The organism is Streptomyces sp. NBC_00683, assembly GCF_036226745.1.
In the GTDB taxonomy this organism is placed as follows: Bacteria; Actinomycetota; Actinomycetes; order Streptomycetales; family Streptomycetaceae; genus Streptomyces.
On record NZ_CP109013.1, the window covers coordinates 3,281,981 to 3,303,802 of the forward strand.

At 67.8% G+C, this 21,822-nt stretch carries 22 protein-coding genes and 1 tRNA gene; 2 read left to right on the forward strand and 21 right to left on the reverse strand.

The window, feature by feature from the left end; translation table 11 throughout:
• The first annotated feature begins 48 nt into the window (after window positions 1–48).
• A complete protein-coding gene (locus OG257_RS14350) occupies window positions 49–633 on the forward strand; it encodes a TetR/AcrR family transcriptional regulator (RefSeq protein WP_329207880.1) in 585 nt (194 codons plus the stop codon).
• A 64-nt stretch (window positions 634–697) separates the two neighbouring features.
• Here the strand turns inward: OG257_RS14350 and OG257_RS14355 are convergent, their stop codons facing one another.
• Entirely contained in the window at window positions 698–1,189 is a 492-nt protein-coding gene (locus OG257_RS14355) for a MarR family winged helix-turn-helix transcriptional regulator (protein ID WP_329207882.1), read from the reverse strand.
• Window positions 1,190–1,262: 73 nt separating this feature from the next.
• On the opposite strand from OG257_RS14355, the gene OG257_RS14360 reads away from it, so the two are divergent.
• Window positions 1,263–2,210, forward strand: coding sequence for a quinone oxidoreductase family protein (locus tag OG257_RS14360; RefSeq protein ID WP_329207883.1), 948 nt, complete (start codon window positions 1,263–1,265; stop codon window positions 2,208–2,210).
• Window positions 2,211–2,343: 133 nt separating this feature from the next.
• Here the strand turns inward: OG257_RS14360 and OG257_RS14365 are convergent, their stop codons facing one another.
• From OG257_RS14365 to cpaB, 20 genes are all read right to left on the reverse strand, one after another.
• Window positions 2,344–2,970: a hypothetical protein gene (locus OG257_RS14365; protein ID WP_329207884.1), complete on the reverse strand. Its 627-nt coding sequence runs from the start codon at window positions 2,968–2,970 to the stop codon at window positions 2,344–2,346.
• Window positions 2,971–3,190: 220 nt separating this feature from the next.
• Window positions 3,191–5,119: a lamin tail domain-containing protein gene (locus OG257_RS14370; protein WP_329207886.1), complete on the reverse strand. Its 1,929-nt coding sequence runs from the start codon at window positions 5,117–5,119 to the stop codon at window positions 3,191–3,193.
• A 208-nt stretch (window positions 5,120–5,327) separates the two neighbouring features.
• Window positions 5,328–5,401: transfer RNA gene (locus tag OG257_RS14375), tRNA-Ala, on the reverse strand.
• A gap of 218 nt (window positions 5,402–5,619) precedes the next feature.
• On the reverse strand, window positions 5,620–6,189 hold the full coding sequence (locus OG257_RS14380; RefSeq protein WP_329207887.1) for a DUF4240 domain-containing protein: 570 nt from the start codon (window positions 6,187–6,189) through the stop codon (window positions 5,620–5,622).
• A 581-nt stretch (window positions 6,190–6,770) separates the two neighbouring features.
• Complete coding sequence (locus tag OG257_RS14385) at window positions 6,771–7,499, reverse strand: Imm52 family immunity protein (RefSeq protein WP_329207889.1); 729 nt, start codon at window positions 7,497–7,499, stop codon at window positions 6,771–6,773.
• A gap of 82 nt (window positions 7,500–7,581) precedes the next feature.
• Window positions 7,582–9,906: a Tox-REase-5 domain-containing protein gene (locus OG257_RS14390; protein ID WP_329207890.1), complete on the reverse strand. Its 2,325-nt coding sequence runs from the start codon at window positions 9,904–9,906 to the stop codon at window positions 7,582–7,584.
• Between the two features lie 227 nt (window positions 9,907–10,133).
• Window positions 10,134–10,448, reverse strand: a complete 315-nt coding sequence (locus OG257_RS14395; protein ID WP_329207892.1) for a hypothetical protein — start codon at window positions 10,446–10,448, stop codon at window positions 10,134–10,136.
• A 129-nt stretch (window positions 10,449–10,577) separates the two neighbouring features.
• Window positions 10,578–11,222 carry an OmpA family protein gene (locus tag OG257_RS14400; protein ID WP_329207894.1) on the reverse strand — a complete coding sequence of 215 codons (645 nt, stop codon included), beginning with the start codon at window positions 11,220–11,222 and terminating at the stop codon, window positions 10,578–10,580.
• Window positions 11,222–11,812, reverse strand: a complete 591-nt coding sequence (locus tag OG257_RS14405; protein WP_329207896.1) for a hypothetical protein — start codon at window positions 11,810–11,812, stop codon at window positions 11,222–11,224. The genes OG257_RS14400 and OG257_RS14405 overlap by 1 nt, the downstream gene beginning before the upstream one ends.
• 25 nt (window positions 11,813–11,837) lie before the next feature.
• Complete coding sequence (locus tag OG257_RS14410) at window positions 11,838–12,440, reverse strand: pilus assembly protein TadG-related protein (protein WP_329207897.1); 603 nt, start codon at window positions 12,438–12,440, stop codon at window positions 11,838–11,840.
• A complete protein-coding gene (locus tag OG257_RS14415) occupies window positions 12,437–12,670 on the reverse strand; it encodes a hypothetical protein (RefSeq protein ID WP_329207899.1) in 234 nt (77 codons plus the stop codon). The genes OG257_RS14410 and OG257_RS14415 overlap by 4 nt, the downstream gene beginning before the upstream one ends.
• Window positions 12,671–12,873: 203 nt before the next feature.
• Window positions 12,874–13,956 (reverse strand): response regulator transcription factor, encoded by a 1,083-nt coding sequence (locus OG257_RS14420; RefSeq protein WP_329207900.1) that lies wholly within the window; start codon window positions 13,954–13,956, stop codon window positions 12,874–12,876.
• A gap of 69 nt (window positions 13,957–14,025) precedes the next feature.
• Complete coding sequence (locus OG257_RS14425) at window positions 14,026–15,384, reverse strand: sensor histidine kinase (protein WP_329207902.1); 1,359 nt, start codon at window positions 15,382–15,384, stop codon at window positions 14,026–14,028.
• A 43-nt stretch (window positions 15,385–15,427) separates the two neighbouring features.
• Window positions 15,428–16,315 (reverse strand): DUF5936 domain-containing protein, encoded by an 888-nt coding sequence (locus OG257_RS14430; protein ID WP_329207903.1) that lies wholly within the window; start codon window positions 16,313–16,315, stop codon window positions 15,428–15,430.
• A 37-nt stretch (window positions 16,316–16,352) separates the two neighbouring features.
• Window positions 16,353–17,291: a type II secretion system F family protein gene (locus OG257_RS14435; protein ID WP_329207905.1), complete on the reverse strand. Its 939-nt coding sequence runs from the start codon at window positions 17,289–17,291 to the stop codon at window positions 16,353–16,355.
• Window positions 17,292–17,349: 58 nt separating this feature from the next.
• Complete coding sequence (locus OG257_RS14440; protein ID WP_329207907.1) at window positions 17,350–18,690, reverse strand: CpaF family protein; 1,341 nt, start codon at window positions 18,688–18,690, stop codon at window positions 17,350–17,352.
• A gap of 37 nt (window positions 18,691–18,727) precedes the next feature.
• Entirely contained in the window at window positions 18,728–19,144 is a 417-nt protein-coding gene (locus tag OG257_RS14445; RefSeq protein ID WP_383806626.1) for a TadE/TadG family type IV pilus assembly protein, read from the reverse strand.
• The gene (locus OG257_RS14450) at window positions 19,138–19,635 is read right to left on the reverse strand and encodes a pilus assembly protein (protein ID WP_329207908.1); all 498 of its coding nucleotides are present in this window, start codon (window positions 19,633–19,635) and stop codon (window positions 19,138–19,140) included. Before OG257_RS14450 ends, OG257_RS14445 begins: the two co-directional genes overlap by 7 nt.
• 37 nt (window positions 19,636–19,672) lie before the next feature.
• Window positions 19,673–20,920, reverse strand: coding sequence for an AAA family ATPase (locus OG257_RS14455; protein ID WP_329207910.1), 1,248 nt, complete (start codon window positions 20,918–20,920; stop codon window positions 19,673–19,675).
• A gap of 7 nt (window positions 20,921–20,927) precedes the next feature.
• Window positions 20,928–21,641 (reverse strand): Flp pilus assembly protein CpaB, encoded by a 714-nt coding sequence (cpaB, locus tag OG257_RS14460; RefSeq protein ID WP_329207912.1) that lies wholly within the window; start codon window positions 21,639–21,641, stop codon window positions 20,928–20,930.
• Window positions 21,642–21,822: the final 181 nt, after the last annotated feature.

Below are 21,822 nucleotides of genomic sequence, written 5' to 3' on the forward strand. Positions count from 1 at the left end.
CTCGGAATAATAAGTCGAGGCACCCTCGACTTGGCAAGGGGCAGATGGATGAGCGACGCCCGAACGCGCCGGCCGCGCGCCGACGCGCAGCGGAACCACGACCGCATCCTGGCGGCGGCGGACGAAGTGTTCCGCGAGCAGGGCACAGGGGCGTCACTGGAGAAGATCGCCCGCCAGGCCGGCGTCGCGATCGGGACCCTGTACGGGCACTTCCCGAACCGGCGGGCACTGTGCGCGGCCCTGCTGCGCGAACGGCACACGGCACTCTTCGAGTTCGGCGATCAGCTGCCCCGACAGGGCTCGGCACTGGACGCGCTCGCGAAGTGGATGAGGGCCGTCACCGCCCACGCGGCGGCGTACCGGGGGCTCGCCACGCTCCTGATGGAGAGCCTCGACGACGAGGCCTCGGAGCTGCACGAAGCCTGTGGACGGATGGCCGCGATCACCGAGGCCCTGTTGCACGCCGCCCGCGAGGCGGGCGCGGTACGCGATGACGTCACGGCGGCAGACGTGCATGCGCTGATGAACGCCGCCGCCTGGATGCGCGAGCAGGTGCAGGAGGACATGGCCGATCACCTGCTGGACCTCATGGTCAACGGCCTGCGCCCCGGCCATGAGCCGGTGAAGCGCTGAGCCGCGGTTCTCGGACGCCTGCCCCTACGAGCGGTCCAGGCCTCCGCGGCCGCGGCGCGGACGCTCAGTCGGCCGACCGGTCGCCCGCCCGGCGCGTCTGCTGGGCCAGGACGGCGGTGGCGCGTTCCAGGAGCTCACACAGCGCAGCGTGGTCGGCGGGCGAGAACGAGTCGGTGAGTGCGCGCTCGAGGATGACCACCTCCTGGTAGGCGCGGTCCAGCAGCACCTGACCGTCATCGGTCAGGGTGGCGATCTGCACCTTGGCGTGCACCGGCGACGCCTCCCGGCGGATGAGGCCCTTGGTCTCCATGTTGGCCAGCACGCTGCCCATGCTCTGCTGCGTCACCCCGCAGGAACGGGCCAGCTGCGCACCGGACATGCCGCCCTCGCGGGAGAGGGCCAGCAGCGCGGCGTACTGCGTCATGGCGAGCCCGTGGGTGCGCAGCACCGCCTCGTGGTGCGCCATCAGCGCCTGCTCCGCCCGCCGGATCCGGGTACAGAGGTACTCCTCGACCGGGGTGTCCACCATGCGCTCCCACTCCAATGACAGATTCATGGGTTGACTAAGGAACCTTATATACCTACGGTTCGAATATAAGGATACTGAGTCAACGCAAGGAGCTGTAACCGTGAAGGCAGTCATCCTCGACACCGATGACCAGTACCGGGTCACCGAACTCGACGAGCCCACCCCCGGCCCCGGCGAAGTCGCCATCCGCGTCGCCTACGCCGGGGTCCAGTGGGGGGACACCATGGTCCGGGCGGGCCACTTCCCCGTGCCCCGCCCCTTCGTCCCCGGCTTCGAGGCGTCCGGACACATCACCGCGGTCGGCGAGGGCGTCGACGCAAGCCGCGTGGGCCGGCCCGTCACCGCCCTGGTCACGGGAGGCGCCCACGCCGAGGTGGTCGTCGCACCGTCCGTACTCACGCTGGACACCGACGGAATCCCGCTGCGGTCGGCCGCAGGTGTCGGCTGGAGCACTCCGACCGCCTACGACCTGATCCATACGGCCACCCGCGTGCGGCCCGGCGAGAGCGTGCTGATCCACGCCGCCGCCGGCGGAGTCGGCACACTCGCCGCGCAGTTCGCCGCGTCGGCCGGGGCCACGCGGATCGTGGGCGTCGTCGGCAACGCGGCGCGGGCCGACTACGCCGCGCAGTTCGGCTACCACCAACTCCTGCTGCGCGAGGAGTTCCCGGCCAAGCTCGGCAACGAGCTTTTCGACGTGATCCTCGACCCGGTCGGCGGCCCGACCCGCAGCACGAACCTGGCCCAGCTCGCGGCACACGGCCGACTGGCCGCCTACGGAAACCTCAGCACCTTCGACCCGGTACTGGCCGATGCCAACGACCTCCTCATGCAGGGCAAGTCGCTCGTGACCTACAACAGCAACCTGCTCGGCCAGACGCACCCCGAGCGACTCGCCGACAGTGTCCGCCGCGCACTCGACCTCGTCGCAGAGGGCCAGGTGCGCGTGGACATCACCGCCGAGTTCGACCTGGCGGACCTGGCCACCGCCGTCCAACAGCTCGCCGACGGCACCACCCTCGGCAGGAGCATCATCCGCATCGCCTGACACGCCCGGACACCGGCGCAGAGGATTCCGACGCACAGGTCGCTCCCCCGTCGCACACCGCAGAGCGGGAACGACGCGGGGAGCAACCTCAGGCAGCCCGCCATGGCGGACCGGTTCCCGGTGGGCCTGCGACCTACCCGTCAGCCTTGTCCAGGCGCCAGGCAACCATTCCCGTGGCCCCCGGCATCCCCTCGGTATCGATCCCGACCTTGGCCGCTGAACCTGTGACGCGCAGCCGAATAGGGACGCCATCGCAATGCACGGTACGGCGGGCGGGGTTGTCCAGGGCTACGGACAGGGTCACTCCGCCTTGTCCGGCGCAGGCGACCGCCAACTCGTAGGAGCGCCCCCGTACCAGTTCCGGCTCGGTGTGGATTCCGTCGCTGACACGTTCAAGACCCGCCTCGACAAAAAGGGGATCACTGTCACTGACCTCCTCCGTGCCGAGAACTTCCTCGAGCTGCTTAGCGAGTTTCGCCTCGGTGCGGGCCGGCGCGTCGGAGGGGTTCGTCGGCTGCTGTCCCGGCCTGCTCTTCGACGCGCCCGGCCCGGTTGCCCCGCTGGTGTCGCTGGTGCACCCTGCGGCGAGAGCAACGGACAACACGGAAGCGCAACAGAGGACAAGGCGGCGCCGCATACGGCGCGGTGGCCGCGTCATGAACTTGTTGTCCAATATCGCCAACCGATCTCCTTGGTAGGAAGCTTCGCAGTACCTGATCCGATCTTCACCTTGCCGCATCGGTCTGGACTGGTTGTACATTCACCCAATTCACCTTGCACCCCCAGGAACCAGACAGCCTTATGGAGCGGCCGGATTCCACTTGCTGGAGGCGGTCCCGGGGCAGGCACGACGAAGCTCCTGGTAGTCGGCGGGTGTCCCCGCCTACCAGGAGCTTCATCGTTGCGTACTGCTTGGGCGCCCTACCGGGGAGGCGGCCCCGTGGTGGGCCCGCCTTCCGTGGTCGGCAGGATCAACAGGGTCAGCAGGGGAAGGTGCCGCTGTAGAGGGTGTGTCCGTACGAGGAGCTTCCGGAGCCGAAGCCGTAGATGCCGTCGTCGCTCCAGACCGCCTCGCGGAAGCCGTTGACACAGGTCGCGGCAGGCGCGATCGCGAAGCCCTCCAGGTTGTCTGCCGGCATGACGGCCGGGTTCGTGTAGGTCACGTCCGGCACGATCGCACCGGAGGCGTTGACCTTCATGAACGTGTGCGTCTCACCGCAGGTGTTGTCGCAGGTCGCGACGAGACGCTGGGTGCCGTCGTCGAAGGTCACGTCCATCACGGAGGCCTTTCCTGTCACGATCCTGCCGAACGTGGTGAAGGTGCCGTCGGAGTTCAGGCCGTAGACGTGCAGCGAGCCGTCCCACTCCAGGCCGGCGAAGAACAGGCCCGACCCGTGCAGCGGGTAGTTCGCCGGGTTGTAGGCGGCGCCGGTGAGCGGGTCGGCCCAGCCGTTCGTAGTCAGCCAGCTGTCCGGTACGTACCCGACGCCCTCGAAGCCGAGGTTGGCGTCATCCTTGCTGCCGGTGTCGAGCTGTGGAAACTGCGAGGTCATGTCCCACTGGTGAACCGGCGACAGCGTCGATCCGGTCGCCGCCGGGTCGAACTCCAGGATCGTGTCCTTGGGCGCCGTGTTCTTGGTGTTGTCGCGCTCGGAGGTCACGTAGATGTGGCCGTTGCTCCCGACCGTCAGACCCTCGGCGTCCGGTTCGCCGGAGCCGCCCGCGAAGCGGATCTGCTTGCCGGTCGCGCTCCAGGTCGCGTCCGGGACCCACTTGCCGTTGCTCTTGACCAGCTTGTACAGCCAGTTCTTGTTCTTGGCGGCCCACAGCACCGACGGGTTCGCCGGGTCGAACGCCAGGCCGCTCAGGTCGCGGCCTTCCGGGCCGGTGGACGTGGTGAACGCGCAGACGTTGTCCGCGATCGTGACGTCCAGCCCGCCCGGCCACGCCAGGGTGCCCGACGGGGTGGAACCAGAACCGCTGGGCGCCTCGGGGGTGCAGCCACTGGTGAGCGAGCCGCCGCCGCCCAGCAGCTGACCGGTCCCGGTGCCGCCGCCCCCCGTGCCGCCGCCGCTGCCCGAGCAGGAGTTCGCGCTTCCGGGCGTCGCGGTCGCGGCGGTCCGGAACCAGCCGGTGCCGTTGGCGCAGCGCTCGTCCGACGGCTTGGCACCGTCGGTCGCCCAGGTCACCGAGTCGATGGTGTTGCCGCTGCTGTCGACGAGGAAGACCGAGTCGTTGTCACCCAGTCCGATGGTGGAGTTGAACGTGACGTAGCCACCCGCGGGGATGCTGGTCGCGCTCGGCGAGGAGGACGAGATCGACACCGGAGCGTGGGAGGTGTCGCTGTCGACGTACTTCCACGACCCGACGCTGACCGCACTCGTTCCGCCGTTGTACAGCTCCACCGTGTCGGAGCCGTTCGAGGTGACCTCGTTGATCCGCGCCCGGCTCGCCGCCGGGATCGACGACGGGCAGCCCGAGGCGTTCGGGGCGCCGAACGTGGACGCCGAGGCGGCGGTCACCCACGTCCCGGAGCCGTCGCCGCAACGCACCATCGCCGGCTTGGCCTTGCCGGTCGCCCACTCGACGCGGTCGACCACCGTGCCGCCGGACGTATAGATGACCAGCTTGTCCGCATCACCCAGCCCCTTGGGCGAGTTGAAGGTGACGAAGCCGCCGGCCGGGATCGTGCTGGAGGACGGGCTGAACGACTGCGGCGAGAAGCTGTCGTCGGACATCTTCCAGCCGCTGATGCTCACTGCGGTCGAGCCGGTGTTGTACAGCTCCACCGTGTCGTTGTTCGACGAGGTGACTTCGTTGATCCGAACGTTCGGGTAACCGGTCGGGTCCGCGGCAGCCGCGGGCTGAGCGGCCAGCATCCCTGTGAGGAGCAGTCCTGAGAGCGTCAAAGCCGTGGCGCATGCAGAGGCGACGCCGGCACGCGAGTGTGAGGTAGGCACGAGGAGCAACTCTGGTGACACGATCTTGAAAGGGCGTGTACTCCAGCTGAACGCCACCTGCTGGCCTCCGGAACGCCGGACGCGCGGATGCGTCTTGCGTTGCGACGGGGGCCGCCGCGGAAAGGACTCGCGACCGGCTCCCGAGCGGGAGCGGGGACGGGGCTGACCGGATTCGAACCGGTGTCCTCCCACATGCGGTGAAGGCGCGACGACCACTGCGCTACGAGCCCCATCCCTGCCGCGATCATACGAACTTCCCTGCTCCCCCGCTCCGAGATTTCGAAGGGCATCCATTCCATGATGATCACCGTGGACCGGGCGCTTCGAAGCCGCCTGAGACGACCTATGGGGCTCGGCGACGAAGGCTGACGCCACCCTGATCAGGGCGGCTGATGCTCAAGGTTGCCGACTCCACAGAACTTGAGCCAGAGCCGGAAGCGTGAACAAGGTCAGGGGGTGTCACCCAAGTAGAGAGCGGCGAGCAGCGGGAGTCGGTGTCGCATCTCATCGGGGTCATCGAAATCGAAGTCTTCGCCCATGCCTTCGGAGGCTGCTTCGGAGCCGGCATTCCGTGAGGCGCTGTACTCGTTCCATGCCTCGTAGAAGTCCGCCCCATCCCCGGCGACGCGTTCGAACGCATAACTGGCCGCGTAGTTGACGGCCTCGTTGAACACGATCTCGTCGATGTGCGCCTCCGCAGCGGCTGCCACCGCCGGGTGCTCCGCAAGAACGTCCGGGCAAGCCGCCGCCCTCGCGTACCACTCGCGGCCCAGCCCGATCAGGCCGGCGCGGAAGTCCATGAAGCTGTCGTCCGAGCAACCGCCGCCGATGAGGTAGGCGGCTGCCCACACGTCCCAGCGGTACACGGCTCCGTGCGCCTCGTCGAAGCGTTCCTGGTAGCGGAGGATGTCGTCCTCCGTACGGGTGGCCAGTTCATCGACCAGGGCTTCGGCGAAAGGCTTGTCTGCGCCGGCAGAGCGAGCGGCCTCGATGACGGTCCAGAATTCCGAGGTGTCCATGGCTGGGAACTCTGCCAGCCGGGTACGACATCGGCTCCTGCTGAAGCGGGGGCCTCGGTCCGCTCGCGACCCTGTCACTCACGGGCCATTCGGACAGACGAGTCACGGCGGCGGCACAAGTGCCGTGCGGTTCTCACTGCGATCGCACCGCGGGAGACGACGGACCGGTCCCCCTCCAGTACATCAATGAGTAATCGCATGTCCCATGGTCCTTCGCCCGTCGCACGTCTCGTCCGATCATGGGCAACGACGCCCAGAGACCGGTTTTGGTTCATGGAGGCAAGCCAAGTCCGACCCATGCCGGAGGATGGGATCGTGCTGCCCTGCGTCTATCGCGTCACCAAGTACGACCCCGCCGACCGTGACGAACACGGCCACTACACCGGCGCCGACAACACCGTCAGCGACCACGGCCAGGTCGAGGATGCCTATCTGCAGGCGGTCCAGGCACTCTCCGCGGACGCCGGGATCAACCACCTGACCGTACGCGAGCCGCAGGTCCCTCCCTCGCCCACTTCGGCATCGAGCAGCCGCTGGACGACCTCGGTCCGGACGGAGTCTTCCCTGCCGCGGGCCCGGTGTCAGAACGTCGCCCGGTCGAACGGGGTGGCGAGCGGTTCCAACGCGCCGGCCGCCCGCAGCACCGTGTTGGCCTCGATGATCGTCTCGTCGGACGGGGCCTCCGTACCGCCGCGCGTGAGGTCGATGAGCAAGCCGCCCGCAGCGGTACGGGTATACGTACCCGGCAGCCCGTCGGGCGCCAGCGCCGCACGCCGGGCGGACAGTTGGACGGCCCGGCCGCAACGGGGATCGGAGTTCTTGAGGGCGAAGTGCTTCGACACAGCCCTGAGCTGGGACCTGTTGTACACCTGCCCCGTATCGGTGTCCCACGCATCCGCGATGATGTGGAGGACCTCGGGGGCCCGCCGGATCACTTCCGCGTCCTCATCCACTGTGCGCGAGCCGAAGGAAACCGAAACCGAATTGGTGACGTACGGGGAGGACCCACCCGCGTGGATGGCGACGACCACTCGCGGCATCCCGGGGCTGTGCGCCCACAGGGAGGCCGTGTAACCGGCCACGTCGGGGTCCGGCCCGGTGTTCCTCCGCTCCACGTACTCGGTCAGCGCGGGCACTGCGGGAGTCAGCATGGGGTCGGACGGGAGATCGTTGCCCGCCTCGTGCCAACCGTGGAAGCTCGTGGCGTCGAGGCCCCTGAGGCCCTCGAATGTCGCGAACCACCTCTCGGCGATCGACCGCAGGCTCTCCGCCCGAGTACCCCAGAACCCATTGACACCGACATCCAGCACGACAGACTCCCTGGGCGACGGCTTCCCGGCACCGTGATCAGCGATCAGCTCTTCTTGTCCGGTCCTGTCCGGAACCCGATGGTCAACCGGTGACGTCTCCGGGCGTATCGATCACCTCGACGTCGATGCCCCTGTCCTCGAACATGATCCTCGCGGCCTCGGCCACCTCCGGATCGGACATGTGCCATTCGACCGGTTTCCCACGAGCCGCGTCCAGTTGACGGGTCGCCTGATCGGCCCACCGGTCGGCTATGCCGGATGTGAGCCTGCCCGTCTCCGCATTGTAGAAATCCGGCCCCCGGTACCCGTACTTCGCCTCCAGATAGGTACCGCGGGTCGAGTCCCAGCCGTCGAAGTCGACCGGATTGCCCGTGAGTTTGTCGAGTTCGACTCGGTACTCCTTCCCGCGCGCCACCTTCGAGATCTGCTCCTGGTAACGCGCACCCATTTCCGTCGGATAGTTCCAGACACCGGGCTTTATCGACTTCCACTTCCCGTCGCCGTTGTCCTTCGTGCCGGCGCGCGGATTCGTCAGGTCGTTGTACCAGGCGGGCTTCGGGGCGTTCTTCGCCCGTTCGAGCTCCTTCTTGCGCTTGGCCGCGTCGGCGGCCTTCTTCGCCTCGTCGGCCTGCTTCTGCGCCTCTTCGGCAGCGGCCTTCTTCTCGGGGTCGACCTCGTCGCACTCCTTGGCGAGGAGCAGGACCGGCACGGTCGCCCGCGCCGCCGCCAGGGTGCCCCTGCCGGAGCCGGGCAGTCCCAGTCCCGCACCGCCCCCGCCGTACGGGACGTGCAGGCGTCCGCCCAGTCCGACGGTGCAACCGGTGAGCCCTGCTTCGTCCGCAGCCTCGTCCGCGTGTTCCTGGGCTTCGTCGGCGGCCTTCCTGGCGCCCTCGACGTCCCCGTCCTTGGCTGCCTTCCTGGCCTTGGCCGAGGCGTCCGCGGCCTTCTGGGCCACCTCGCCCAGCCTGCCGAGTTTCCCGAGCTTGCCCAGTTTCCCCAACTTGCCGACGAGCTTGGCTTCGCCGTATCCGGGGATGAAGAGGGACCCGATGTTCCACAGGCCGGTACCGATCGCTTGGCCCTCGTTGCCGTCCTTCCACAGATCCCGTACCTCATCACCGATGAAGACGTCGTCCAGGACCTTCAGCCCGGTACCGCCGGATGCCTTCGTCCAGTCCCAGGCAGCCCCGACGTAGTCGCCGTCGGACCACTTGTCGCCTGCGCCCTCCGAGTCCTGGGACCACTTGTCGCCGAGACTGCTGCCGTAGTCCATCAGGCCGTTCCACGCCTTGACGGGATGGAAGACGGTGTCGATCGTGCCGGTGACGTCACCCCACAGGCCGTTGGCGAACACACCGGTGAAGAAGCCGCCGGTCTGATGCCCTGCGCAGGAGAGGAACGCGCCGAAGCCAGAGGTGCAGCTCTCGCCCTCGTCGTCGCCCTCTCCCGGATCACCGCCGTCCGCCCCCGCGGAGGCGTCCACGTCGTCGCCGCCCTCGTCCACCTGAACGACCGTGCCGCCACTGCCACCGGAAGCGCCGGCGCCTCCGGAGTCCGAACCGCCACCCGAGGCACCCGCCCCGCCCGCGTCCGCCCCGCCCGCGTCGGCCCCACCCGCATCCGTACCGCCGGCCACGGTCGATCCGTCCCCGCCCGTGCCGCCGGAGCCGGTCCCACCGGCATCGGTACCACCGGCCACGGTCGACCCGCCAGCATCCGTACCACCGGAGTCGGCGCCCTCACCGGCCACCACGTCACCGCTGCCCGGCGCCGGGCACGAACTGCCGATCACTTCACACACCGCACTGCGGAAGCCGCCGGCGATCTGACCGCCGATCCCCGCCGCCATCAGACCGCCGATGAGCGCCACGACGACCAGCACCAGCCCCACGTACTCCAGGGCGCTCTGGCCGCCGTCCCTGCGCCACCTGATCATCCGCGCGATGCTGAACCGCCGGTGATCGGCCCGCTGCTCCATGCGCAGGCCGAACCAGTCACGCGAACTGCGGCGCAGCAGCAGGAGCAGGACGACGACAGGAATCACCAGCTGCGGCGCACCCTGCCCGCCATCGCCCAGAGCCGCCAGTGCCCCGAGGACGAACCACACGTGGACGGCAATGAGTCCACGCCAGATCCAGACATCACCCGTCCGCACATGCAGCGACAGCGCGAGCCCTGCCGCGCCCGGCAACGCCGCGTACAGCAGCAGCCCGAGCAGCTCTCCGTCGATGGCGTCGGCCGACGACGCCAGCGTCAGTACGCCGATGCCGCCGAGGACCGTGAAGGCGAACAGCAGCCCAACGAGCAGCAGTACCGCCTGCAACGGCCTCGGCAACGACTGCCTGCCCGCCGGAGCCGGTATGTCTCCGGCACCGCCCGAAACCGCGAATCCGCCTGTGCCAGACATGCTGCGTCCCCCAACCAGCCGTTGCGCGCGGAGAGTTCACACACTCCATCGGACCACGGCACGGCGCGCGAAGCATGGGCCCCAGGACCCAATCCACCGGATTCAGACGCCCAGTCGCCGACCATGACGGCCGACAGGCACTGGGCGCGGCGACGGCGCCCGTCGCAACAGGCGGCTCCTCCCTGTCCATCTGCTCTGACGCCCGTCAGCCTCCGTGCCTGCCCGTCTCACCAGCGCCAGCCGGCCGTGCCGTCGCCATGGATGCGCAGCATGAACTCGGTGACCCGTTCGCCGTCGGGAGACGTAAGGGTGAGCGCAGCGCCTATCCGGGTGCAGCACGCGTCGATCCGCTCCCAGTCCTCCTCGTCGGCAGCCCGCTCCTGCTCGGCGAAGACCGGGCGGAACTGTTCGAATCCCGGGAGGGTCTCGACTTCGGCGTGGATCCAGGGCATGTCGCCGCCGGTGACCGTCAGCCGGGCGATCTCCTGGCCGTCGTGGTGCAGCCGCCAGAGGCCTCCGGCGGTCAGGTTCGGGTTGGCCATGTCCTCATGGTGGCAGCCACCACTGACAGAAGGCGGGGCCTCACGGCAGCGGTGTGGATGCCGCTGCCGTGAGGCCCCTTTTGGGCCGTGCGGCGAGCCCCGGGAATGTGCGGGTACTCCCCGGACGGTTCAGCTCTGCGAACCTTCGGCGCGGAGGAAGGAGACCTCCACCCGGCGGTTCTTCTTACGGCCCTCTTCCGTGCCGTTGTCAGCGATCGGGTACTGCTCGCCGTAGCCCCGGATCTCGAACGTGATGCCGGACCCCGACAGCGACGACTCCAGGACGTTGTGCACGGCCTCCGCACGCTGCTTGGAGAGAACGTCTCCGTGCGCGGAGGAGCCCAGGTTGTCGGTGAAGCCGAAGACACGGACCTTCTTCGCGTCCTGCTTCTTGATCTCGGCAGCGATCGCGTTGATGCGCCCGTTGGCCGCGGAGCTCAGCTTGGCACTGTCCTTGCCGAAGAGGACCTCGGCCTGGAGTGCGAACTTGATGTCGGTGTTGGTGTCCTCACGACGCTCTTCCCCGCCCAGGTCCTCGATGACGGACTTGATGTCGAGGACCTTGGGCGCGGCAAGGGTGGCACCATCCGGCAGCTTGAGATCCGTGTCGTTCGGATCCACCTTTACCGGCACTTCTGCGGACGCCGACGGGTACGGGCTGTCCTCTGCTGCGGCGTCGGGCGCCGCAACGACTCCGAAGGCCATTGCCCCGGCAAGCACGGTCATCGCCACCCGGGCCCGGACCCCCTGGGTGCTAATGATGGCGCTACTCATCAAGAGATCTCAATCGTCGCGTTGGCGAAGCCCGGGAACTGAAGGTCGACCTGACTGGTCGACGCGGCAGGAGCCGGGAACTGTGCGAAGAAGGTGAGACTCTTTCCGGCCTCGATGCTCGGGTCGAATCCGCTCGTCGTCAGCGGCCTGTTGTCCGTGTCGCGAAGCACGTAGTAGCGCTTCTTTGCCTCTGAATCCACCAAGGTCATGGCTGCGAGCGACCGTCCGGTGCCGGCGACGGCCTGCTCCTCACCGCTCCATTGGATCGGAGTCGTGTACAGACCGCTGCCTGTGTTCTTGAGTTGTCCGCTGATGGTGAGGAAGCCGCCGGTGTCGCGCTTCGCCGAGTTGATCACCATGTCGATTCCGGAGTCGCTCTTGATCGTTACCAGAACCTTGCTGGTGTCGGGTACCGTCTCCCCTTCACCCTTTCCGGAGTCTTCAGCCGGCTTCGACGAAGAGGCGGACGAACTCTCCTTCTCACCCTTGCCTGAATCACCGCCGCAGGCGGCCACGGAAAGGGTGAGGCCGGCCGCAAGAATTACGGCCGTTGCTGCTCGGCGCAGCTTCCTCACGTGCGGAGTACTCATCAGTCAAGGTCCTTTACGATCGCGGTCAATCTTCGGCTAGGCGTACGGTGAAGAGATCGGTCATTTCCGGCAGAAGCGCCAGATCCTTGGGGTCGATCACCCACACCTTGGTGTCACAGGCGAGCGCGCCGGGCGACGGCGACGACAAGTCCGGGTTCGGGACGAACTTGCAGCGAGGTTCGACGACAGCCACTGAAGTGGCCTTCGCGCGCTTCCCCTTGGTACCCGGAACCAGGTTCGCGCTCATCCCTTTGTTCGACTCGACACCGACCCGGAATCCCCAGCGGCCATCGAAGAGCATGCGGCACTCGACGCTGGTGGCGTCGTTCTGCGCAGCGAACCTCGACGCCTTCCCACAACCGTTGTGGGTACCGGGGAAAGGGCTGTTGAACAGGAGGGCGAGGTAGGCCCTGTCCAATATGTGGGCTCGCAGGTCCAGCGCTTCCAGACTGCGGGACTGCTGGGCTGCCGCCAACGCAGAGGCATCCGCCGCGGTCTGGGCACCGTTGCGTTTGACATCCGCTTCACCGAACGCAAAGAAGATCAACGCGAGAAAGAGCAGGCCCGCCACCGCTGTGATGTACAGCGGTGCGGCCTGCCCTGACTCGCTGTGAGTCCGCGGACTCACTTGTTGAGAACCTCGTTGATCTTGGTGGTGAACTTGTTGCCGATCGTCGCACCCATGTTGGTGTTGAGCAGCGCAACGACGATCGCCACAACCAGGATGGTGATGCCCACGTACTCGATGGCGCCCTGACCCTTGTCGCTGCGACGCTTCATCGCCTCGACGGCCGTGTTCTTCCAGCCGTTGACGTAGGTCTGCGTGGTGGTGGCGGCCTTCAGGGTGATGTTCGACATGGTGTTCCCCTCCAAGTTCGGCCGACCGTGAGTCGGCCGACACTGCTACGTAAGTCTTCGTGTCGTCCGCGCTTCCGGCTTCCTCCTGGCCGGTCTCGCTTTCGACATGAGAAACGTACGTCGGGACAACACCCGCCCACATGGGCCTGCGGGCCCAACTCCGGGCCCATTGGTTCAGTTGGGCCTTCGGGCCCACGGCGCGCTCAGCCACGATTCGTCGACCCCCCGGACGACGCACGGTGCCAGTAGGCGATGGCCTCGCCCCGGCTGCTGGCGTTCAACTTGGCGAAGATGCGGTTGATGTGGTTCTTGACGGTCTTCTGGCTGATGAAGCAGGTGGCCGCGATCTGCTGATTGGTCATGCCCGACGCGATCAGACCCATCACTTCCACCTCCCGTTCGCTCAGCTCGTCGACCATTCCCTGAGGCGCCATCGAGGATGCCTCTGAAGTTGAATGTGCCACAGAAGGTTGCGCAAGCGAAGCCTTTTGAGCGAACTGGGATTGCCCCAACTCCGCTCGCCCTGAGCTGACCTGGCCATTCGATCCCGATGTGGGGATTGCCCGGTCCCGCGCGCTGTGTGCGGATGCAGATTGATGTCCCGGAGGGGACGCCGGTCGGTACCCCTGTCCGGTGAAGGCCGTTCCGAGCCCTTCAGGCAAGGGCTGGCCACCCTGCCCCGACGGACTGGCGCCCCCTCGCACCGACTCCAGCAGAGCGCTGGACGCCGAATACGTGAAGTGGGCCCGCCCCTCCTTCGTGTCCCGCACAGCGGCCACGAGCTGGTCCGCAGTGAACTCGCCGTGCACGAGGTACCCACCGGCGCCCAGCCGCAGTGCCTCGTGGACAATCTCGCTCTCGCGGCTGTAGGTCATCATCAGGACCGGTGCGAGGCGCACCAGGTGGGGCAACGCGGAGATGCCGTCGACCCCTGGCATACGCACGTCCAGCAGGACGACATCCGGGCGGTGCTGCACCGTCATTTCGTAGGCCTGACGGCCGTCACCCGCCTCCGCGACCACATCGATGTCGTCGCGGCCCTGCAGCAGAACCGTCAGCCCGGCGCGTACGACCGGATTGTCGTCGGCCACAACGACCCTGAGGGGCATCGGTGGGGGCATGGCCGCAAGGCCGGGGAAGGCAGGAAGCTCTCCGGATGCCGCGGCGGTCGAGGCACCGGAGGTGTGGTGGGAACTGAGCGGGCTGGGATGCGAGGACGTGTGCTGCGAGACATGCGGGTGCTGTGTCCACTGCTCTCCGGAGCTGCGGGAGATCTCGTCCGACATGGTGCGGCCTCCTCTCTCAAGGGTGGGGACTGTGTTGTAACTGTTCGTCTGTGAGCGTCAGTTTCGGTTTCATACGTGTTGGCCGGGGACCTGCCCGAGCGGGGGCCGGTACTCCGGGGTGCTGGGGAGTGCGGGAGGTGCCAGATCCATCGCGGCGAGCGAGAGGTCCAGGCGTACCTCGGTCCCCCGTGCCGCTCGGCCTCGGCCGATACGGATGCGCGCGCCGATGGAAGCGGCCCGCTCGACCATGCCGACCAGGCCGAAGTGGCCTGCCTTACGGAGGTCGGCGAGCGACGTGCCCGGGGGCAGGCCCTCACCGTCGTCGTAGACGCTGATGCGCACCACGTCGCGGACCAAGCCGGCGGAGACGTCTACATAGCTGGGGCGCGCGTGCCGCTGGGCGTTCTCCATCGCCTCGGTCGCGATCGTGAGTGCGTGCCTCGCCACGGCGTGCGGAATGAGCGGAACGGGACCCTCACTCAGTCTGTGGAAGGCCGCCTTGACGCCATGGCGGCGCGCGAAGTCGCGCGTGCGTGCCTCCAGTTCATCGAGGACGTCCACGCCACCGTCCAGGCCGGACTCCCTACGGAGATCGGAAAGCAACTCCCGGGACTCGGCTGCGGCCCGGCGGGCGGACCGGGCGACGAGCTCCGCCTGGTGCTTGACCGTGAGCGGGTCCATGCGGTCCGCCGTGCTGGCCAGTCCCTCCGCCGCGAGTGCGAGGCCGTGGAGGGTCTTGGCGACGGAATCATGCATCTCACGGGCGAGACGGGCCCGCTCCTCCTCCACCGCACCGTTGACGGCGAGGCGGGCTCGGGTATCAGTAAGCGCCTGGGAGGCCGCGCCGAACCGGAGCAGCAGACCCCGCAGGGTGCTGCCGACCGCGCCCGCCATGATGCAGAGCCCCACCACGAGGAGCGCCGAGGCGTCCGCTTCGACCTTCTCGCTCACCCCGTACGCAGCAGCCAGCAGCAGCGACTGGAGTGCGGCGAAGATCGCACCGCCGCGCCAGCCGTAGACCAGGCCGGCAAGGAGCGGCGTGCAGACCGTGACGTAGGACAGCGTGGAGCCCGGAGAGGCCGCGAAGAGCAGGAGCGCACCGAAGAGCATGTCGGCGGCGAGCAGTGTGGGATGGCGCAGGAGGATCGGGCCGAAGCGCTCCCAGTCGCGCATCAGCACGTACGACACCATGACGGTGACGAGAACAGCGGCGCCCACGAGCCAGCTGCCGAGCTCGTCGTCGACCCCGTTGAGCGCGAACGGGGCGGCGAGCGCTGTCATCGCGAGCCGGAAGCCGAACAGCTGACGGCACAGTGCCTGGAGCGCGTTCACCTGTATCGGCAGGGCCGGCACATGGCCGGGCGTACCTGCCACCGTGGACGCGTCCGGACCGCCTGTCAGAGCGAGCTGCTCCGTTCGTGGTCCCATGGTTGGTTCACCTCCTCCTCTCCGTATTCGTCGCGTTGCACGCTCAGCCTCCGAAGACATCTCCGATGTTGACGTCGGCCGCGTAGTAGAAGCCCACGGCGATGAGGATCATCGTTCCGGGGAGCATGAAACTGGTGACGATGAGCGTGGCCTTGGGCACGGCCTTGGAGGCCTTGCGGCGGGCGTTCTGGGCATCCGTGCGGCGCATGTCGTTGGCGATCTGGATCAGGGTGTCCACGATGGGTGCACCGAGCTCCTCGCCCTGCTGGAGAGCGGAGACGAACATTGAGACCTGCTCCGACTCGTTGCGCTTGCGCAACTGGTCGAAGGCTTCACGTCGGCTCACACCCATATCCATCTGGCGGAGTGTGATGCGGAGTTCGTCGGCCCACGGGCCCGAGTACTTCTCGGAGACCCTCTCCAGCGCCTGCCGGAAGCCGAGGCCGGCGGAGACCACGACCGCGAGGACATCGAGGAAGTCCGGAAGGGTCCGGTCGATGTCGTCCTTGCGGCGCCCGATGGCCGCCCTGATGATCACATCGGTCCAGAAGAAGCCGTACACAGCCAGCAGGACGGCCAGGATGGGCTGCCCGTTCATCAGCATGGCCAGCGCCGCGATGGCGCCGAGGCCGCCGTAGACAGCTCGGCGAGCCGCATAACGGTCGACGGTCATACCGCCCGGGTTACCCGCCATGTCGAGCTTGCGGCGCACCTTGTCGACCCGCTTGGGGCCCATCATGCGCAGCACCCGGGGGGCGTATCGCATGCCGAGGCGGTCGATCGCGGAACCGGCCGCTGTCGTGCGGGTGGCACCGACTTCCAGCGCGACGGCCAGGTCCCCGGGGAGTTTGGCGTCGGCTCGGTACATGCGGATGCCGTGAAAGGCTCCGTAGACGGCGAGTCCGAAGACGGCCGCGATCAGAAGGTCCATGGTGTGTCCTCTCTCCTAATTCTTCGGGCCGTCGGATTCAGATACGGACGCGAGTGAGCCGGTTGATGAGGAAGAAGCCCAAGCCGTACAGGCCCGCCGCAACCAGTACGGCGATCCGGCCCGTTGTCGCGGCCGTCATGTCGTCCAGGGCCCCGTCCCGCATCCCGTTGATGATCAGCAGGAAGCCCATCCCGAGGATGGGGACCGCGACCGCTGTCACCTTCACCTGTGACAGGAGCGTGGTGACTTCTCGCCGGGTCTCCTTGCGCTCCTCCAGCGTCTCCGTCAGGTTGCGCAGCGAGGAGACGATCGTGCCGCCGGCCCGGTTGGAGAGGATCAGCGTGGACACCAGGACGGTCAGCTCACGGGAGGGCAGCCGTTCGACAAGTTCGTTGAGCGCGTCGTCGAGGGTGTGGCCCACGGCCAGCCGGTCGGCCACCCGCCGAAGCTCCTCCCGTGCCGGGTCGTCGAGCTCCTCGACCGCCATCCCGATCGCTGTGCGCAGAGCGAGTCCGGCCTGGGTCGCGTTGGCCAGGACGCGGGTGAGCTCGGGCAGCTGGTTGATGAACGCCTCGGTGCGTTTGGTGCGCTGGTAGTTGAGGAAGGCGTTGCCGCCCCACAGGCCGATGCACGCGGCGAGGAGTCCGAAGAACGACGCGAAGATCGACCCGATGACGAAGTAGAGGCCCAGCAGCGCGGCCACGACGTAGACGGCGTACTCGCCCGGCGTCAGATCGAGGCCCGTGGCCGAGATCTTGCGCTCGATGCGTTTGCCGAGGCTCGTCGTCCGCAGGCGCCGGTCGATCCCGCGGAAGCGCCGGACCCGCCCGCCGATCGTGACCTGCCCGGTCTGGGACATCCGGTCGAACAGGACCTGCCGCTGCGCCTTGCCCGCCGAGTAGCCGTGCACGCCGAGGACGGCGAACAGGCCGGCAAGCAGTGTGACTCCGATCGTCAGGAGCGGAAGATTATCCATGTCGGGCGGGGACCTTCTCAGTGAGCGGCGGGCAGGGACGGGGACGAACAGGACCGGGTCAGGCGGCGGACCGGCGAACGACGAGCTGCTCCTCCGACCGGGCGACACCGAACGCGGCCGGGATGGCCTCGCTCGTCATGTAGAAGCGCTCGGCGACGCGGCGAGGCAGCGGGTAGTACTCGAACTTGCCGACGACGCGACCGTCTGCGGCGATCGGCTGGGCGGCGAAGCGACAGACCGAGACGATGCGGTAGTCCTCGCGGCCGTGCGAGTCGACGACGGCGATCTCGGTGATGCGGCGCGAGCCGTCGGCGTGACGGGTCAGCTGCACGATCACGTCGACGGCGCTGTTGATCTGGTCGTGGATCGCCACGAACGGGATCTCGACCTCGGACATGGAGCTCAGCGTCTGCAGACGCATCAGCGCGTCCTCGGCGTTGTTGGCGTGGACGGTGGCGAGCGAGCCGTCGTGACCGGTGGACATGGCCTGGAGCATGTCGAGGGTCTCGCCGCCACGGACCTCACCGACGATGATGCGGTCGGGGCGCATACGCAGGGAGTTGCGGACCAGGTCGCGAATGGTGATCTGGCCCTTGCCCTCCACGTTCGAGGGACGGCTCTCCAGCGTGATCACGTGGGTCTGCTGGAGCTGGAGCTCGGCGGAGTCCTCGATGGTGACGATGCGCTCGCCGTTCGGGATCAGTCCGGAGAGCGCGTTGAGCAGGGTGGTCTTTCCGGTACCGGTGGCTCCGGAGACGATCACGTTGAACTTCGCGCGGACGAGTCCGGCGAGCAGCATCAGCATGTGCTCGTCGAGCGAGCCGAGGCCGATCATCTCCTGGAGCGTGAACGCCCGGGGGAACCGGCGGATGGTGAGGATCGGGCCCTTGAGGGAGAGCGGCGGGATGATGACGTTGACACGCTCGCCGGAGGGCAGCCGGGCGTCCACCATGGGGTTCGCCTCGTCCACACGGCGGTTGACCGTGGAGACGATGCGCTCGATGGTCTGCATCAATTGGTCGTTGGAGGAGAAACGCAGCGGGAGGAGTTCCAGCCGGCCCCCGCGCTCCACATAGACCTGTTCAGGACCGTTGACCATGATCTCGCTGATGGACGCGTCCTCGAGCAAGGGCTCCAGGATGCCGAGGCCGAGGGCTTCGTCGACGACCCGGCGGATGAGCTGCGAACGCTCCATGGAGGAGAGGACGGGGCCCTCACGGCTGATGATGTGGCCCAGCACGCGCTCCAGGCGCGCCCTGCGCTCGGCCGCCGCGAGGGCGGACATCTCGGCGAGGTCGATCTCCTCCAGAAGCTTGGCGCGGTAGATCCCGACCAGCTGGCTCTCCTCGCTCAGCCCGTTCGTCGGCTCGGGACTGGTGATGCGCGCCCGCAGACTCATGCTCTCAACTCCCTCGTGTGGTGCGGTGGTACGGCTGTCAGTCGCGTGGCATGGTGGCGCTCTTCGTGACTGATCCGAAGTCGAGCATCGGGAGCAGGGCGGGGATGGGGATCCTTACCGTCACCGTCGTCTCGTCGAATCCGGGACGTTCGACTACGGTGGCGCCGTCGGCCAGCCATCCGCTCATGGATTCCCGCGCCGCCTGCTGCGCGCTCGTGCTCGCCCGGTCGTACGAGGCGACGCGGGCCGCCGCGCGGGATGCCGTGCCGGCTTGCTGAGCCGCGTACACCGCGATGCCCAGCTGGACGACGGCGAGGGCGACGACGAGGAGAAGGGTGAGCACGCCCACGTACTCGATGGCAGCCTGTCCCTGCTGTGAGGTACTGCGCATCCTGCGGACGCGATCCGTCCTCGTACGCCGGGCGGGCTTGATGGGCAGGACGTGCGTCACCATGGTCCAAGCCTCTCCGTGTTGGCTGCGGCCTCGCCCGTCAGCGTCATCGGCAGGTTGAAGGCACCGGGGAAGAACAGCGGAACCTTCACGTCGACCGTGGCCTTCACCAGGCCACCGCCAGGGGTCACACCGCAGTCGAAGTCGGCGGCCCAAGCACTGGGCAGGTCCTCCCGTCCGGCCTTCTCGCAGGCCGCTTCCCGGCTCCCGTACGTGGACGTGGCCGCGGTGACCGCCTTGTCGGCGGCGTTGCCCGCCAGCATGAACGTGTAGCCGATCACGGCGCCCTGCCAGAGCAGGGCCAGCGTGACCAGGATCAGCGGGAGTGTGCCCGTGAACTCGATCGCGGTCTGTCCCCGGTCGCTCCGAAGTCCGCCCCGGCGGCCTCGTACGGCACACATGACCTCGTCACCCGGCGGCTCCGGTACGCCGGGTATGAGGTGTTCGGCTGCGCCTCCTGGGCCTGTGACAGGTCCCGTTCCTGGAAGTCTCATGGTTCAACTGTCCCCCTCGGTCGCATCGTTTCGCTCGTCACTTCACACGTCCGCGCCGGCCACCGATTGCACCTCGGTCACCCTTGAACTTGCCCTGCTTGTCCGCGTTTTCGGCGTTCTTGACCAGTCCCAGATCTCCCGCGAGTCCCCACAGTGCCTGCTTCACCGTGGACTTGGCCTCCAAATCCTGCATTCGGCCCGCGTCCACGACCGCCTGCAGTTCCTTGAAGTTCGCGGGGATGACGATCCGGGCCACCTTCGTGGCCGTGATCTTCTCGATCAGTGGCGGCTGGATCTCCGTGTTGCGGGTGTAGCGGTTGACGACCGTGATCGTCTCCTCCGCCTTCCGGATCTGCAGCCGGTCCCAGAGCCGGACCATGCGTTTGGCGGCCCGGACCGTCACCACGTCGGGCGTGGTCACCAGCAGGGTCCGGTCCGCCATTTCGATCGCTGCGGCGTTGGCCGTGTTCATGTGCGTACCGCAGTCGATGATCACCACTTCGAAGCGGTGCCTGAGTGCGCTGATGGTCTGGCGTACGACCCGGTCGCTGACCTCCTCGCCCCGCTCCCCCTCTCCCGGAGCCAGCAGCAGCCCGATTCCGGTGTCGTGGTTGAACAGGGCGTCCTGGAGCACGCGGGGCGAGATGTCCTGGATGGTGGAGAGGTCGACGATCGACCTGCGGAACTGGACGTCGAGGTACGAGGCCACGTCGCCGGACTGCAGGTCCAGGTCGGCCAGTGCGACGGTGTGCCCGGACGCCCTGGCCGCGAGGGCGAGCTGGACGGCGGTGACCGTCGTGCCGACGCCGCCCTTGGCGCCGCTGACGGTGACGACCGTGCCGCCCGGGCCGGTGAAGACGTCCGCACCCTGGCCCAGGTGGCGGCGGACGCCCACGGACCAGGCCGCGGCGGCCTGTACTCGCTGGGCCAGTTCCTCGTACGAGATCGGCAGACCGACCAGGCCTCGCGCACCGGAGTCCATGGCGGCCGAGTAGAGCCCCGGGCTCGCGTCGGTGGTGACCAGCACGACCCCGACCGCCGGGAAGCGGAGGGCCACCTCCCGGATCAGCTCGAGCGCTGGAACCGGACCGATCCGCTCATGCACCAGCACGACCTCGGGCAGCTCGTCGAGGGACTCGCCGGCCAGCCGTGCCAGGGTGTCGAGCAACGAGGTCGAGTCACCCAGAGGCCCGGCCGGCTCCGCGTCGGGGAGCTGGCTGAGCAGTGTGGTGATGGATCGGGCGGCGTCGGCATCACCGACGGCCGGGAGGATTCTTGTGCTCATCCGGCCCTCACTTGTTCTTGTCTTCGTCGAGGTTGTAGCTGCCCTCGCCCGGACGGAGCGTGGTCGGACTGTTCTCCGGGAGGAGGGCGAGGCGTACGTGCTCGGCGAAGGACTCGGCGTAGGCGACGCGCTGGGCGTCCGTGGTGTTGAGGGCGAAGGTGATCGGCACCGCCTCGCTCGGGCCGCTGTTGCGGTCGTCCCGCTTCGGGTCCAGGGCCGTCAGCTGGCCCACGTCGATGACCTTGGCGTTGGGCACGATGACGCGTGAGGTGGCCTTGTCGCCCTCGTTCTCGGCGGCGAAGGTCGCGAAGATGTTGACGAGGTTGCCGGGGCGGATCTTGCCTGCGACACCGGTCGCGGCGTCGATCATGATGGCTATCTCCTGCTCGCCGTTCTCCACCCTCGGGCGTTTGACGAGCATGTCGTCCTGGAGGAGGGAGCCCTTGCGCAGCTGGGTGACGGCGATCTTGCCGTTGATGATCGCGAGGTCGGTGACCGCGTTCTCGGACAGCCAGCGCTTGGGCATCTCGACCTTCTCGAACTGCCCCGGTTCAAGCGCCGTGTACGGCGCCACGTCCGTTTTCACCTGGTAGGCAGTCACCTCCGGTCCGACCTTCGAGTTGACGTCGCTGATCACCGAGAGCACACCGGCGAAGGCGCCGAAGGCACAGAGGACCGACAGGAGCAGAAGGATGACGCCGCGGCGTTGCCGTGAGTTCATGAGCGGAGCAACCTCGTTGGGAGACGTGGGCCGATGAGCGGGCAGATGGGCGGAGCGGTTTCGTGCCGTTTCGGATCATGAGGCGGAGCGGGGACGTGCGGGGCCGTGCCGGACGGGCGTGGGGACACCGGAGCCTTTCGGTCCGGGCTGTCCTGTCCGGCTGTCGAGGAGCACAGCGGGG